The sequence below is a fragment of the Caulobacter sp. DWR1-3-2b1 genome, assembly GCF_049895765.1.
Classification (GTDB): domain Bacteria; phylum Pseudomonadota; class Alphaproteobacteria; order Caulobacterales; family Caulobacteraceae; genus Caulobacter.
The window spans coordinates 1-13,768 of sequence record NZ_JAFCSZ010000022.1 but is presented as its reverse complement, the minus strand read 5'-3'; the positions used below and the strand labels follow the sequence as shown (position 1 = coordinate 13,768).

Here is a 13,768-nt window from a genome sequence, read left to right as displayed (position 1 = left end):
GTGCGGGGGAGGTGGCGCGGCGCGGATACGCGACGTGACGGAGGGGGCGTCCGGCGTCAGACTTTTTCCCGCCGCCCCGCCACCCAAGCCGCCCCGACCAGCATCATCGCCGCAATCACGCCCGACATTCTCAGCCCACTGACGATCCTCTCCGGCCCGCCCGCCGCCAGCGCGCCAAACACCGCGACGCCCGCCGCGCCGCCAGCCTGACGGCAGGCGTTCAGAACGCCCGTCGCCGCGCCCGCCACGCTCCGATCCACGCTGGCCAGCAGTCCACTCGTCAAGGCCGGGATCGCCAAGCCCATCCCGCCCGGGATTAGCGCGAACCCCGGCAACATCTCCCAGAACGAACTGCCCGCCCCCAGTCGCGCGGTGAGGGCGTAGCCGGCCGCCGAGAGCAGCACCCCGACGCTGGTCATCCGCGCCGCACCGAACCGGGCCACCAATCCGCCGCTGAACAGGTTGGAAACGATGAAGGTCGCCGTCAGCGGCAGGAAGGCCAGCCCAGCCTGCTCGGGTCCATAGCCGACCGCCCGCTGCAGATAGAGCCCCAGCACGAAGACCAGGCCGTAATAGGCAAAGTTCAAGGCGCTGCCGACCAGCACCGCCGTGGACACCGCCCGCTGGCGAAACATCAACAATGGCGCCACCGGATGCGGGCTGCGCGCCTCGACCCACAGGAAGGCCGCCACCGCCAGCAGACCGACGACCAGCACGACAAGCGGGCCCGGATGACCCCAGCCGCGCCGGCCGCCCTCGATCACCGCCCCGACCAGGGCCGTCACCGCGACGAGCGCCAGGGCCTGGCCCGGCAGGTCCAGCGGCTTGCGAGCCTTGGGGGGCGCCTCGGGGATCACCGACAGGGTCAGGGCCACGCCGATGGCGCAGAGCGGCAGGTTGACCAGGAACACCCAGCGCCAGTCGAGCGCCGCGATCAGCAGGCCGCCCAGCACCGGGCCGGCGGCGATGGACACCCCGCCCGCAGCCGTCCACCAGCCCACCGCCCAGGCCCGGCCCCGGTCGTCGCCCTCGAAGACGTGGGCGATCAGCGCCAGCGAAGGCGGCACCAGCAGCGCTCCGGCCGCGCCCTGGGCCGCTCGCCCCGCGATCAGGCCGCCCGGCCCCGTCGCCAGGCCGCAGGCGACAGACGCCATGGCGAACAGCACCAGCCCCGCCACAAATACCCGCCTCGGCCCGATCCGGTCGCCCAAGGCTCCAGCCGAGAGCAACATCGCCGCCAGGGCCAGGACATAGGCGTCGACCACCCATTGCAGTTCGGCCATCGGCGCCTCGAACGCCTTGCCGATGGCGTCCAGCGCCACATTGACGATGCTGACGTCCAGTTGGGTAACCAGAAAGCCGAAACTGGCGGCGACGACGATCAGGGTGGGGCGAGCGGCGACTTGGGTCATGGCGGCCTTCATGCTCCCGGCGACGCGTCCAATGCTACACGCGAGACTGAACCATCGCGGCTGCAGATGGGGTAGTATCAAGGGGCAGAAGGAGCCGCCCATGGAGCCCAACATCGCCGCCCCCGCCGCCCTGATCGGCGATCCGGGCCGCGCGGCCATGCTGCAGGCCCTGCTCGACGGCCGCGCTCAGCCGGCCAGCGCCTTGGCCTGGGCCGCCGGCCTGACTGCCCAGGCCGCCAGCAATCACCTGGCCAAGTTGGTCGAGGGCGGCCTGCTGAAGGTCGAGCGCGAGGGCCGCCACCGCTATTACCGCCTGCACAACGCCGAGGTGGCTCACGCCCTGGAGGCCCTCGCCCTGCTGGCCGCCCCGATCCGCGCGCTGGAGGAGCCTCGCTCGCCCCTGGCCCGCGCCCTGCGCAATGGCCGCTGCTGCTATGGCCATCTGGCCGGACGACTGGGGGTCGGCCTCGCCCGCGCCCTTGAGGGACGCGGCCATATCGTGCCCGGCCAGGACAAGCTTTACGCCGTCAGCGCCTCCGGAACCGCCTGGTTCGCGCAACTGGGGATCGACGCGACCGCCCTGCGCTCCAAGCGCGGCGTCGCTCGCCAATGCCTGGACTGGACCGAACGCCAGCACCATCTGGCCGGTCCGCTGGGCGTGGCCCTGTGCGACCGGATGGAGGCCTTGGGCTGGATCGTCCGCGACCGGGCCAGCCGCGCCGCCGACCTGACCCTGGCGGGACGCGAGGCGCTGCGGGAACGGCTGGACTTCGATATCGAAGCGCCCGCCGGCCTGCGCGCGGCCTGAGCGGCTGAAGCCCCTTAGGTGCGCAGAATGCACCCGGTCTCCGGCCCTGCCCGTCCCTCCAGCACTGCCGAATAGGTCGCTGCGATAGCCTCGTGACCGTGGCCGGTCTCGACCTTCAACCACCGCGTTGCGTCGGCGACGAAGGCGCTCCAGGCCGCGCCGTAGCGGGTCTCGAAACCGCCGGGACCCCAGTCTTCCTGGCGCTTCTTCACACGGTCGGGAGCGAAAAACAGGATCGGCTTAGGACCCGGCAGATCGCCCGCCCCGCGCTCGGCCTCCCAGTGGGTGCCGCCGACCAGGCAGGAATAGGCCAGGTCCTCGCCGAACCGCCCATGCACCGCCCCGAGCACGCCGGCGTCGCCCGCGAAGTCGACAAAGACCGCCGGCGTTTCGATGGGGGCCGTCGGGAAGGCGTCATAGGTGACGACCTGGTCATAGAAACCCAGGGCCTCGACGAAAGCGACATTGCGCGCCGAGGTCAGGCCCACGACTTTCGCCCCGCCGCGCTGTTTCAGCAGGAACGCCAGGCCTATGGCAGTCTTGGAGGAAGCGCTGGAGAGGATGATCGACCGGGCGCCGAACATCGCGTGCTCGTCCAGGAAATCGTCGATCAGGAAGCCGGTGATGAACAGCGGCTGCAGCAGGGCCCGCAGCGCCTCCAGCCCGTCGTCGGCTTCGACGGCGGCTTCAACGGCGGCGTACTGGTTGTAGACCACCGCCAGATGCTGGCGGTGGGCCGCGACATCGGCGAACCCGCTGCGGGTCTTGCGGGCCTGCACGGTCAGATGGCTCGACATCGGATAGTAGCCATAGAACCGCTGGCCGACGGCGATATCAGGGTGGTGGCTGGCCTCGACCGTCGCGAAACCCCAGACCGGCACGCGGCCGAAACCCTCGGCCGCCGGGAAAAAATCCCAATAGCGCATCATCTCGCCGAACACCGCATAGGTGATGTTGTTGGCCGTCAAGGCGAAGCTTTCTACCGCCAGACGGACCTCGCCGTCGGACAATTCAGGCAAGGTGGCGTCGCGAAACTCGCCCTGTCTCAGGTTGCTTTTGGCGACAAGAAAATCCCAGGCCATGACGCTCTCCCCGTTAAGGTAGAGCAGCCTAGGCGCGGGGTATTGCGCAAGTCAAACGACTGTTTCAATTGTCACAGCGACAATGTTTCCATTGCTACGGTCGAGGTGAAGGCTCAAACGGCGGACCACGATCCAGCGATTGGAACCGCCATGACCCACGCCGCCCTGCCTCTGCGCCACTTCCTGCTGGCGCTGGCCGTGGTGGCGGTGTGGGGCACCAATTTCGTGGTCATTCGCGTGGGGCTGGATCATCTGCCGCCGCTGCTGTTCGCCACCCTGCGCTTCACCCTGGTGCTGCTGCCCATGGCCTTCTTCGTGAAGAGGCCGGCGGTGTCCTGGCTCAACCTGGCGGCTTATGGCCTGCTGATCGGGGCCGGGCAGTTCGGGCTGCTGTTCGTGGCCATGAAGGGTCACATCTCGCCGGGCCTGGCATCGCTGGTGGTGCAGACCCAGGTGTTCTTCACCATCGGCATGGCCATGAAGATCAGCGGCGAGAAGGTTCAACCCTTCCAGATCGTCGCCCTGCTGCTGGCGGCCTCGGGCATCGTGCTGATCGCCGCCCACGGCGGAGGCTCGGCAACGCCCTTCGGCGTGGCCCTGGTCCTGCTGGCGGCGGCCAGCTGGTCGGGCGGCAATATCGTCGCCCGCCAGGCCGGCACGGTGAACATGCTGGGCTATGTCGTCTGGGCCAGCCTGTTCTCGATCCCGCCGCTGTTTCTCATGTCGCTGTGGCTGGAGGGCTGGCCGGCCATGGTGGCGGGCGTGCGCGGCGCCGACGCCCTGACCTGGGCCGCCGTGCTGTGGCAGGCGGTGGGCAACACCATGTTCGGCTATTCCGCCTGGGGCTGGCTGCTGGCCCGCCATCCGGCCGCCACGGTCGCTCCGCTGGCCTTAATGATTCCAGTGTTCGGCATGGGCGCCTCGGCTCTGCTGCTGGGCGAAGGCTTGCCGGCCTGGAAGCTCGGCGCGGCGGCGCTGGTGCTCACGGGGCTGGCCGTGAACATGCTGTGGCCGAAGGTGCGGTGACGGTTTGGGGCGGCGAAGGCCTAAGCTTTCCTGTCATTGATGAGTTGACCTCCCTCGCGTCACCATCTCCAGCTTCCAGGAAACAGGGGAGCAAACGTCATGGTCACGCCGTTCAGGGTCGAGTGGAGCCAACCGGCCATCGACAAGGTGCTGGCCCAGATCCGCGCCTATGAGTTCCCTGTCTCGCCCGAAGGCGGCGGCTGGAACCATGGCTGCGACGCCGACACCCTCCGGCGCTTGAGCGCCTACTGGGCCGACGGCTTCGACCTCTCCAAGGCCGTGGAAAACCTCAACCGCTTCCCCCAGTTCACAGCCCGGATCGAAGACCTCGACATCCACTTCGTCCACGTGGTTGGCGAGGCCCAGGGCAAGCGTCCGCTGCTGCTGACCCACGGCTGGCCGGGATCGCATTTCGAGTTCTGGGACGCCATCGAACCCCTGGCATTCCCCTCGCGCCACGGCGGCGATCCGGCCGACGCCTTCGACCTGGTCATCCCCTCCCTGCCGGGCTTCGGTTTCTCGGGAAAGCCGGTCCGGCCCATAGGCCAGCGGGCCACGGCGCGGCTGTTCAACACCCTGATGACGCAAGAGCTCGGCTATGATCGCTATCTGGCGCAGGGCGGCGACTGGGGCGGGCTCGTCACCTCGTGGCTGGGGCTGGACCACGCCGCCCATGTGAAGGCCATCCACCTCAACATGATCGGCCTGCGCCCTCACGGCCAGCCGACCACGCCCGAGGAGATCGCCTGGATCACGCGCTTCGGCGCGGCGCTGGACGCCTATGGCGGCTATTTCCGACTGCAGGCCAGCAAGCCGCAGTCCATCGCTTGGCTCGGCGCGAACAATCCTGTCGGTCAGGCCGCCTGGATCCTCGAGCGTTTCCACGACTGGGCCGACCTGACCACGAAGCCGTTCGAGAAGGTCTTCACCCCTGACCAGCTGCTGACCAACGTCATGCTCTATGTGATGACCGGCAGCTTCACGACCGGCGCTTGGTATTATCGCGGCATGCTGGAGGAGGGCGGCGTCGCCTTGGCGCAGGGCCAGCGCTGCGAGACCCCCACCGCCTTCGCTAACTTTCCCGGCGAGACCATCTACACGGCCCCTCCCCGTTCGTGGTGCGAGCGCGCCTACAACATCGACCGCTGGACCGACATGCCACGCGGCGGTCACTTCGCGGCAATGGAAGAGCCGGAATTGTTCGTGCAGGATGTGCGCGAATGGGGTCGACAGGCCTGACCCTACATCAGCGGGGAGGCTGACATGTCCAAGCTTGAAGGTGGGTGCCAATGCGGCGCCGTGCGCTATGAAATCACCGGCGCGCTGATGGGCGTCGGCGCCTGTCACTGTCGCGACTGCCAGTACGCCTCGGGCGGCGGGCCCAACTATGTGGCCCTGGCGCCCAGGGATGGCTTCGCGTTCACCAAGGGCGAGCCCCGGCGGTACGACCGGGCCGGCGGCAGCGGCGAGACGGTCAGCCGCGTCTTTTGCGCCGACTGCGGCACGCCCCTGATTTCGCAAGGCGCCCTGCCCTTCCATCCGGTCAAGGTGGGCAGCCTGGACGACCCGTCGGCCCTGTCGCCCATGGTTCACATCTGGACCAGCTCGGCCCAACCGTGGCATCCGATCGATCCCGCCCTTCCGGCCTTTCCCGAGAACCCGCCAAGCTGATGACGACTGCCCGCCCAACGGCTCGATACGACTTCGCTTCCGACAATGTCGCGGGCGCCATGCCCGAGGTGATGGGGGCGCTGGTCGCCGCAAACGCGGGCACGGCCTCGGGCTATGGGACCGACCATGTCAGCGCCGCCGCCGCCGACCGCATCCGCGCCCTGCTGAACGCGGATGCGGCGGTGCGGTTCACGGCCTCGGGCACGGCGGCCAACGCCTTTGCCCTGACCGTCCTGGCTCAACCGCACGAGGCGGTGCTGGCCCATGAGCACGCCCATATCTGCACCGACGAGACCGGCGCCCCCGGCTTCTTCGGCCAGGGCGTGGGCCTGATCGGCCTGCCGGGCGCCTCGGGCAAGATCGAGGTCCCTGCGCTGGAAGCGGCCCTTTCGGAGCCCGACGTCTCCTACCGTCAGCCGGCAGCCGCCCTGTCCCTGACCACCGCCACCGAATACGGCACGGTCTATGACGAGGCGCATCTGCGGGCTCTGATCGCGCCGGTGAAGGCCAGGGGCTACGGCGTGCATCTCGACGGCGCGCGACTGGCCAACGCCGTAGCCTCGGGTTTCGACCTGAAATCGGTCGCGAAGATGGGCGTCGATATACTGGTCATGGGCGGCACCAAGGCCGGCTCCACCCCGACCGAGGCCGTGGTGTTCCTGAACCCCGACCACGCCAGGCGCCTCGACGCCCGGCTCAAGCACGCCGGCCAGTTGGTCTCCAAGGGCCGCTTCCTCGCCGCCCCGTGGCTGGGCCTGCTGGGCGAGGCCAATGACGGCGGCCCCTGGGCGGCGCGCGCGGCCCACGCCAACGCCATGGCCCGCAAGCTGGCCGCTCTGATGCCCTTCCCTATCCGCCATCCGGTCGAGGCCAATGGCGTCTTCGTCGACATGGACGAGCCGGCCCTGGAGCGCCTGCGCGGCGAGGGCTGGTTCGTCTATCGCTTCCTGGACGGCACCGCCCGCTTCATGTGCTCTTGGGCGACGACGCCAGAGATGGTCGAGGACCTGGGGATGGCTCTTGCGCGCATAGCGGTCGACACCAGGTAGCGTTCTCGTTAAGGATGATTGTCCTTGGAGCCGAAGCTCGCAGAGGATGGCGTTAGGATCGTTTAAGTCATGTTGCGTTTCACCGCCTTGGTCGCGTGCCTGTTGCTGGCCGCCTGCACAACCACCAACACACGCTTGGCCGACAAGACACAGACCCGGCCCGCCGCCGGTTCTCGCATCCTGATCGTCCAGCCCGATATCGAGCTGTCGCTGCTGACCGCCACGGGTATCTCAGAGGCGCGGGCCGACTGGTCCAAGGAGGCTCGCGACAATCTCAAGCGCGAGTTGAAAGCCGCCCCCGCGCTCAAGAGCCACACCTTCCGCGAACTGGACCCCGCCAGCGTCGAGGACCCTCGCTCGTTGCAGTTGCTACGCTTGCACGAAGCGGTCGGTAACTCGATTCAGGCTTTCAATTACGGCGTCTATTCGTTGCCGACCAAGAAGGGCTTCGACTGGACCTTGGGCTCTGGCGCCACGACCCTGGCCCAGGCCTATGATGCCGACTTTGCCCTGTTCACCTATGGGCGCGGCGCCTATTCCAGCGGCGGGCGCAAGGTGGCCATGGTCGGCGCGGCTCTGCTCGGCGTCGCCATTCCGATGGCGACCCAACAGGCGTTTACCTCGCTGGTCGACCTGCGCACCGGCAAGATCGTGTGGTTCAATGTCGCTGTAGCCGGCTCCGGATCGGACATGCGTTCGCCAGAGGGAGCCAAGGCCTTTGCCGCCGCCCTGCTGAAGGACGCGCCGCTCTGACCTATTCAGCGCTTCGCGGAGGAATGGCCTTCGCAGTGGCGATCGCGGGCCTGGCGGCAATCCCGGCATGGAGCCAGCCGCGGACTCCGCACCTGCGTCCGGCCCAGGCGTCCGACGAGGGTGGCCTGTGGGGCCTGTCAGACAAGGCCGAGCAGCAGGCCCGCCAATCGGCCGAGCGAAACCGCGATCCTGCACTCAACGACTATGTCGCCGGAATTGTCGCGAAACTGGCCCCGGAATATAATGGCGATATCCGGGTCTACGTCATGGATCGCCCGTTCCTGAACGCCACCATGACCCCCAGCGGCTATACCGAGGTGTGGTCAGGCCTGCTGTTGCGCGCCGAGAGCGAAGACCAACTGGCCTTCGTGCTGGGCCACGAAATCAGCCACTTCGCCGAAAACCACTCCATCGAAGCCTACCGGGCCATGAAGTCCCGCGCCCAGGCGACCATGGCCCTGCAGCTGGCGGTCACCGTCGTGGCGGCTGGAGCGGCGATCAATACGGGATCGGCACAAAACAGCGCCGACATCATGCGCACAGCCAGTTCGGTCAATGATCTGCTATATCTGAGCCAGATCTCGGCCTATTTCGGCTTCTCCCGCGAGAACGAAAAGCAGGCGGACGCCCTTGGCTTTGGCCGCGCTGTCGCCGCTGGCTACGATCCGCATGCCGGCGCAACGATGTGGCGGCGGCTGGTCGCCGAAACTCAGGCCTCAAGCTTCAAAAAGGTCCGGGATCAGGAAGCCAGAGGCAGTCTCTTCAGCACCCACCCGGTGAGCGCGGAACGCATCGCGGCTTTGGACGCCTTGGCCTCCAAAGCATCAAAGGCGACCACAGTCGATCGCCGCGCCTATCGCACCATGATCCGCCCGCACCTGCCGGCCTGGCTAAAGGACGATCTGCGCCGCCGCGATCCCGGCGAAAGTCTGGCCCTGATCGAACGCCTCAGCGCGCTGGGCGAGGATCTGGGCGTTCTGGCTTTCTATCGCGGCGAGGTCCATCGCCAGCGTCGTCAGAACGACGATCTGGTCAAGGCCCGCCAAGCCTATGCGGCCGCCACGGCCGAACCCGACGCGCCGCTCTCGGCGTGGCGAGCCTTGGGCGACCTGGCCGCCCAGGCCGGTGACAAGCCCGCGGCTCAAGCGGCCTATCAAGACTATCTCGCCCGCGCGCCTCAGGCGTCGGACCGCTGGCTGGTGGAATCCAGCCTCGATGCACTGGCCGAAGGAACCACCCTATGAAGAGCTTCGTCGTCCGCGTTCCAGTGGCGGTCTGCGCCGCCGCCCTGGCTCTATCGGCCTGCGTCAGCGTCACCACAGCCCCAGCCGGCGCATACAAGGTTGGAGCGTCTCAGGTCACCCTGGGCCATGCCTGGTCCGATATCAGCGCCATAATGAACGGACGTCCGCCCAAGGTGCGGCTGCTGTCGATGGACGGCCCCCTGCTGAACCGTCTCTACGTCACCGACGGCCTCGCGCCTGGCGAATTCATGGTCAAGCCCGTCGCCAAGGAACGCCCGACCCCCACCTACCGGGCTGGCATGTCACCTAGCGAGCACATCGAGTTCGTCGCCGACAGCATGGCTGCGCTCGACTATCAGCGGGTCGAGGTGGAAGCTCCGCAGCCCGCGCGTTTCGCCGACGCCCGGGCCGTGCGGTTCAACCTTAAAGCCAAGACCAAAGAGGGCCTGGACACCTCAGCCACGGCCCTGGTGGCCGAGTACAAGGGCAAGCTCTACGTCGTGCTCTACATCGCTCCTACCGAGCACTATTTCAGCACCGAGCTCCCCGAGGTCGAAACCGTGATTGGCTCGGTCAAGCCCGTCGTCTGATCCGTGCAGGCGGACTGGACTTGACCCCTGCCGTCTCCAGGCTAACCGCCGCCTTCCCGCCAAGCTTGCGCGCGTCGACGCCCAACATCCTTGCGATTTCCGAGGCTGGCGCGGGGCGGCTGATGAAGTAGCCCTGGATCTCGGCGCAACCCTGATCGCGCAGGGCGTCCAGCTGTTCTTGAGTTTCGACCCCCTCGGCCGTGGTGACAATGCCCAGGCTGGCGCCCAGGTCGAGCACGGCCTTGATGATGGCCATCGCGTCGCTGTCCTCGAGGATGTCACGCACGAAGGTCTGGTCGATCTTGATCTTGTCGAACGGGAAGCTGCGCAGATAGCTTAGCGAGGAATAGCCCGTGCCGAAGTCGTCCATTGAGATGCGCACGCCCAGGGCCTTCAGGTCATGCAGCATGCCCATATTGGCGACATTGTCCTGCAGCAGCACCGACTCGGTGATCTCAAGCTCCAGGCGCTCGGCCGGCAGGCCTGAGACCGCCAGGGCCGAGACCACGGTGCGAACCAGGCCTCGGTCGCGAAACTGGGCTGGTGAAAGGTTGACCGCCAGGCGCACGTGATCAGGCCAGGTGGCCGCCTCGGCGCAGGCCTCGCGGAGCACCCATTCGCCCAGTTGGACGATCAGGCCGATCTCCTCGGCGATGGGGATGAAGTCGGCCGGCGAGACCATGCCGCGATCCGGATGGTTCCAGCGCAGCAGCGCCTCACAGCCGGTCACCCGGTCGTCGCCCAGATTGTAGAGCGGCTGGTAGTAGAGCTGGAATTCGCCGGCCACCAAGGCGCGACGCAGGTCCAATTCCAGCGCCCGGCGAGCCTGCAGCTGCTCGTCCATGGCCCGTTCGAAGAAGTGGAACGCCCCGCGCCCATCGGCCTTGGCGCGATAGAGGGCCATGTCGGCCTTCTTGAGCAGTTCGTCGGCGTCGTCGCCATCCGACGGCGCGACGGCGACCCCGACACTGGCCCCGATCATCACCTGATGGCCCTGCAGGTCGAACGGCGCGGCCATGGCCTCGACCACGCGTTCCGCCAGCTTCGTGGCCCCGGCAAGGTCGGTCAGGCCCGACTGCACCACCGCGAACTCATCCCCGCCCAGGCGGGCTACGGTGTCGCCTTCGCGCACGCAACTGCGCAAGCGCTCAGCGGCGATGCGCAGCAGGGCGTCGCCCAGCGGGTGGCCCAGGGTGTCGTTGACGGTCTTGAAGCGGTCCAGGTCGATGAAGTGCACGGCCAACTGGTCGCCGGTTCGACTGCGGCGGGCCAGAGCCTCGCTGAGGTCCTTCTGGAACAGCACGCGGTTGGGCAGTTCGGTCAGGGGGTCGTAGTGGGCCAGACGGGCGATCTGGGCCTCGGCGCGCTTGCGGTCGGCGATGTCTTCCGAGACGCCCAGCAGATATTCGGGCCGGCCGTCGGCGTCATTGATCGCAATCTTCTTTGTACGGAGGATGGCCAGCGAGCCGTCCTTGCGCGGCACCAGGTCTTCCTCGATGACGCGAACTTCGCCCGACTTCAACACTTCGCGGTCGCGTTCGAGATAGACGGCCGCGTGCTCGGCCGGGTGGAAGTCTGCGTCGGTTCGGCCGATCACCTCGGCGCGCGAAAAGCCCAGGGTCTTCTCGCCGGCGCGGTTGAGCAGCACGTAGCGGTGATCGTCGGCGCGCTTGACGAAGACCATCGAGGGCATGGCTTCGACGACGGCGGTCATGAAGGTCTGGGCGCGCTCGGCGTCTGCCTTGGCGACCGCCAGTTCCGCCACGCCCCGGCGGTTGCTCTCGTTGGCGGCCTGCAGCAGGGCCAGCACAGTGCCGACGCCCAGATAGCGGCCGCCATCGGTGACGATGAAGCCGCGCAGCAGGTCGGAAGCGCGATAGGACAGGCTGTCGGTGGTGAAGTCAGCCAGGGCGGTGTCGGCGTCGACCACCAGGGGCTCGACGTCCATCAGGGCCGAGATCGGCCGATTGGCGTAAAGGGCGCGGCCATATTCGGCGGCCATGCGCAGGAAAAAGGCGTTGCGCTCGACCAGGCCGATGGGCCGGTCTTCGTCGTCAAGCACTGGAACGATCAGAGTGTCGGGCTCCTCGCGGAACCGCTCATACAAAGTCTTGCCTAGATCGTCTCGACGCGCCGGGGCCAGGGAAGAAACGGTGTCTCGCAAAGTGAACATAGGTACGCCTCCACTGCGAAATGCAACGACCATTTTCCGACTAACGGGGTGCTAATGGCGACGCTTCTCGACCTTCATTTCTCGAAAACTTCACGAGGACGTCACAGTGTTTGCGGGAGCGTTACCGTGACCATGGCCGCGGCCCTGGATTCAGTAACCGGTGCGAGCCTCGCCGTCTGGGCGAGCAAGATCAGTCCCTTTCCGACTTCCCGTCTCCGATCAGCACCTGTCCGGCCCAGCTGACCACGCCAACGATGATCGAGCCCAGAACGCCGGCCACGAGACCGTTGACCGTCAGGCCGTCCAGCAGCCAGGCCACCAGCCCCAGCATCGCCGCGTTCACGAGCAGCAGGAACAGACCCAGGGTGACGATGGTGAGGGGGAAGGTCAGCAGCACGACCACCGGCTTGACCACGGCATTGACGACACCCAACAGCAGGCCGGCGATGATCAGGGTGGTCCAGCCATCCGCCGAGATCCCTCCCACCAGCCGATCAGCCAGCCAGAGGCCGACCGCGGCGAACAACACCCGAAAGATGAAACGGAACATCGCGACTCTGCCTTCCCCTGAAGCTCTCCAGGCAAAGATCGCCGCGAACAGGCCCGGGTTCAAGGCCGCGCTTGATACGCTCAATACCTGAGCGCTTCGGTGGGACATTACAAATGCGTTACCGGACTTAACTTGACCGCAACCGTTTCCTATCTGACCTGTTGTGAGGCAATAAGGCGGGCGATCCGCCAGCCCAAGGGGATAGTATTTCGCATGGCCGTTCGTTCCTTGTCGGTGATGTCGCCTGACGGCGGCCTGTCGCGCTATCTCACCGAAATCCGCAAGTTTCCGATGCTTCCCAAGGACGAGGAGTTCATGCTCGCCCAGCGCTGGAAAGAGCATCAGGACACCGAGGCCGCCCACAAGATGGTCACGTCGCACCTGCGTCTGGTGGCCAAGATCGCCATGGGCTATCGCGGCTATGGTCTGCCGATCGGCGAAGTGATCTCCGAAGGCAATGTGGGTCTGATGCAGGCCGTCAAGAAGTTCGAGCCCGACAAGGGCTTCCGCCTGGCCACCTACGCCATGTGGTGGATCCGCGCCTCGATCCAGGAATATATCCTGCGCTCGTGGTCGCTGGTGAAGATGGGTACGACCGCCGCGCAGAAGAAGCTGTTCTTCAACCTGCGCAAGGCCAAGAGCCAGATCGAGGCCTTCCAGGACGGCGATCTGCGTCCCGACCAGGTCAGCGCCATCGCCACCAAGCTGGGCGTGCTGGACAGCGAGGTCATCTCGATGAACCGCCGCCTGTCGGGTCCCGACGCCTCGCTGAACGCCCCGCTGCGCTCCGACAGCGAGAGCGAATGGCAGGATTGGCTGGCCGACGACAACCAGGTGTCGCAAGAGACCGTCGTCGCCGAGAACGAAGAGAAGTCCCTGCGCATGGGTCTTCTGCAGGAAGCCATGGTCGAACTGACCGACCGCGAACGTCACATCCTGACCGAGCGCCGGCTGAAGGACGACCCAACCACCCTGGAACAGCTGGCCACCCATTACGGTGTCAGCCGCGAGCGGGTTCGCCAGATCGAGGTCCGCGCCTTCGAGAAGCTGCAGAAGAATATGCGCGAGGCGGCCATCGCCAAGAACATGGTCGCGGCTTAAGGCGGCCAGCTGCTCCCCCTCTGGGGGAGCTGTCGCGAAGTGACTGAGGGGGCTAGATGTTTGGTCCCGGACTTTGATGGGTTGGATCGACGTCGAATCTGTCAGGCTCTTTTGTCCAGATTTTGCAGATGTATTCGTATGGGGTCAGGCCGTTGAGGGTCTTCAGACGGCGCGCGAAATTGTAGGCGTGGATGAAGTCGCCGAGGTGGCGGCGGAGATGATCGTGGGTCTCGTAGTGGAACCGCTTGACCGTTGCTTCCTTGATGGTCCGGTTCATCCGCTCGACCTGGCCGTTGGTCCAGGGGTGCC

Annotated in this window: 14 protein-coding genes; 9 read left to right on the top strand and 5 right to left on the bottom strand. The window is 66.7% G+C overall.

Going from position 1 to position 13,768, the window contains the following annotated elements; all coding sequences use genetic code 11:
- Nucleotides 1–56: 56 nt before the first annotated feature.
- The gene (locus ACP69S_RS16680) at nucleotides 57–1,412 is read right to left on the bottom strand and encodes an MFS transporter (protein WP_425999122.1); all 1,356 of its coding nucleotides are present in this window, start codon (nucleotides 1,410–1,412) and stop codon (nucleotides 57–59) included.
- A 100-nt stretch (nucleotides 1,413–1,512) separates the two neighbouring features.
- Here ACP69S_RS16680 and ACP69S_RS16675 point away from each other — a divergent pair, with 100 nt between their 5' ends.
- Nucleotides 1,513–2,220, top strand: coding sequence for an ArsR/SmtB family transcription factor (locus ACP69S_RS16675; protein WP_425999120.1), 708 nt, complete (start codon nucleotides 1,513–1,515; stop codon nucleotides 2,218–2,220).
- Nucleotides 2,221–2,234: 14 nt separating this feature from the next.
- On the opposite strand, the gene ACP69S_RS16670 is transcribed toward ACP69S_RS16675, so the two are convergent.
- A complete protein-coding gene (locus ACP69S_RS16670) occupies nucleotides 2,235–3,302 on the bottom strand; it encodes a DUF2855 family protein (RefSeq protein WP_425999118.1) in 1,068 nt (355 codons plus the stop codon).
- 150 nt (nucleotides 3,303–3,452) lie between these two features.
- Here ACP69S_RS16670 and ACP69S_RS16665 point away from each other — a divergent pair, with 150 nt between their 5' ends.
- The 7 genes from ACP69S_RS16665 to ACP69S_RS16635 all read left to right on the top strand — a co-directional run bounded on the left by ACP69S_RS16665 (nucleotide 3,453) and on the right by ACP69S_RS16635 (nucleotide 9,635).
- Nucleotides 3,453–4,328, top strand: a complete 876-nt coding sequence (locus ACP69S_RS16665) for an EamA family transporter (protein WP_425999116.1) — start codon at nucleotides 3,453–3,455, stop codon at nucleotides 4,326–4,328.
- 99 nt (nucleotides 4,329–4,427) lie between these two features.
- Entirely contained in the window at nucleotides 4,428–5,567 is a 1,140-nt protein-coding gene (locus ACP69S_RS16660; RefSeq protein ID WP_425999114.1) for an epoxide hydrolase family protein, read from the top strand.
- A gap of 24 nt (nucleotides 5,568–5,591) precedes the next feature.
- On the top strand, nucleotides 5,592–5,999 hold the full coding sequence (locus tag ACP69S_RS16655) for a GFA family protein (protein WP_425999112.1): 408 nt from the start codon (nucleotides 5,592–5,594) through the stop codon (nucleotides 5,997–5,999).
- The gene (locus ACP69S_RS16650; protein ID WP_425999110.1) at nucleotides 5,999–7,048 is read left to right on the top strand and encodes a low specificity L-threonine aldolase; all 1,050 of its coding nucleotides are present in this window, start codon (nucleotides 5,999–6,001) and stop codon (nucleotides 7,046–7,048) included. Before ACP69S_RS16655 ends, ACP69S_RS16650 begins: the two co-directional genes overlap by 1 nt.
- 69 nt (nucleotides 7,049–7,117) lie before the next feature.
- A complete protein-coding gene (locus ACP69S_RS16645; protein ID WP_425999109.1) occupies nucleotides 7,118–7,801 on the top strand; it encodes a hypothetical protein in 684 nt (227 codons plus the stop codon).
- A gap of 23 nt (nucleotides 7,802–7,824) precedes the next feature.
- Nucleotides 7,825–9,045: a M48 family metallopeptidase gene (locus ACP69S_RS16640; protein ID WP_425999107.1), complete on the top strand. Its 1,221-nt coding sequence runs from the start codon at nucleotides 7,825–7,827 to the stop codon at nucleotides 9,043–9,045.
- Nucleotides 9,042–9,635 carry a hypothetical protein gene (locus ACP69S_RS16635; protein WP_425999105.1) on the top strand — a complete coding sequence of 198 codons (594 nt, stop codon included), beginning with the start codon at nucleotides 9,042–9,044 and terminating at the stop codon, nucleotides 9,633–9,635. The genes ACP69S_RS16640 and ACP69S_RS16635 overlap by 4 nt, the downstream gene beginning before the upstream one ends.
- Here the strand turns inward: ACP69S_RS16635 and ACP69S_RS16630 are convergent.
- The gene (locus tag ACP69S_RS16630; protein WP_425999103.1) at nucleotides 9,619–11,808 is read right to left on the bottom strand and encodes a putative bifunctional diguanylate cyclase/phosphodiesterase; all 2,190 of its coding nucleotides are present in this window, start codon (nucleotides 11,806–11,808) and stop codon (nucleotides 9,619–9,621) included. The genes ACP69S_RS16635 and ACP69S_RS16630 overlap by 17 nt on opposite strands.
- Before the next feature lie 190 nt (nucleotides 11,809–11,998).
- Complete coding sequence (locus tag ACP69S_RS16625; RefSeq protein ID WP_425999101.1) at nucleotides 11,999–12,358, bottom strand: phage holin family protein; 360 nt, start codon at nucleotides 12,356–12,358, stop codon at nucleotides 11,999–12,001.
- A gap of 213 nt (nucleotides 12,359–12,571) precedes the next feature.
- Here ACP69S_RS16625 and rpoH point away from each other — a divergent pair, with 213 nt between their 5' ends.
- Nucleotides 12,572–13,459, top strand: coding sequence for an RNA polymerase sigma factor RpoH (gene rpoH, locus ACP69S_RS16620; RefSeq protein ID WP_425999099.1), 888 nt, complete (start codon nucleotides 12,572–12,574; stop codon nucleotides 13,457–13,459).
- Nucleotides 13,460–13,511: 52 nt separating this feature from the next.
- Here the strand turns inward: rpoH and ACP69S_RS16615 are convergent.
- On the bottom strand, nucleotides 13,512–13,768 hold a 257-nt coding region (locus ACP69S_RS16615; protein WP_425999097.1), incomplete at its 5' end, for an integrase core domain-containing protein.

Coding starts and splice junctions, on each gene's coding strand:
- ACP69S_RS16655 (WP_425999112.1), top strand. CDS start 5,592: ATGTCCAAGCTTGAAGGTGGGTGCCAATGCGGCGCCGTGCGCTATGAA.
- ACP69S_RS16640 (WP_425999107.1), top strand. CDS start 7,825: ATGGCCTTCGCAGTGGCGATCGCGGGCCTGGCGGCAATCCCGGCATGG.
- ACP69S_RS16625 (WP_425999101.1), bottom strand. CDS start 12,358: ATGTTCCGTTTCATCTTTCGGGTGTTGTTCGCCGCGGTCGGCCTCTGG.
- ACP69S_RS16675 (WP_425999120.1), top strand. CDS start 1,513: ATGGAGCCCAACATCGCCGCCCCCGCCGCCCTGATCGGCGATCCGGGC.
- rpoH (WP_425999099.1), top strand. CDS start 12,572: ATGGCCGTTCGTTCCTTGTCGGTGATGTCGCCTGACGGCGGCCTGTCG.
- ACP69S_RS16635 (WP_425999105.1), top strand. CDS start 9,042: ATGAAGAGCTTCGTCGTCCGCGTTCCAGTGGCGGTCTGCGCCGCCGCC.
- ACP69S_RS16645 (WP_425999109.1), top strand. CDS start 7,118: ATGTTGCGTTTCACCGCCTTGGTCGCGTGCCTGTTGCTGGCCGCCTGC.
- ACP69S_RS16680 (WP_425999122.1), bottom strand. CDS start 1,412: ATGACCCAAGTCGCCGCTCGCCCCACCCTGATCGTCGTCGCCGCCAGT.
- ACP69S_RS16650 (WP_425999110.1), top strand. CDS start 5,999: ATGACGACTGCCCGCCCAACGGCTCGATACGACTTCGCTTCCGACAAT.
- ACP69S_RS16670 (WP_425999118.1), bottom strand. CDS start 3,302: ATGGCCTGGGATTTTCTTGTCGCCAAAAGCAACCTGAGACAGGGCGAG.
- ACP69S_RS16660 (WP_425999114.1), top strand. CDS start 4,428: ATGGTCACGCCGTTCAGGGTCGAGTGGAGCCAACCGGCCATCGACAAG.
- ACP69S_RS16665 (WP_425999116.1), top strand. CDS start 3,453: ATGACCCACGCCGCCCTGCCTCTGCGCCACTTCCTGCTGGCGCTGGCC.
- ACP69S_RS16630 (WP_425999103.1), bottom strand. CDS start 11,808: ATGTTCACTTTGCGAGACACCGTTTCTTCCCTGGCCCCGGCGCGTCGA.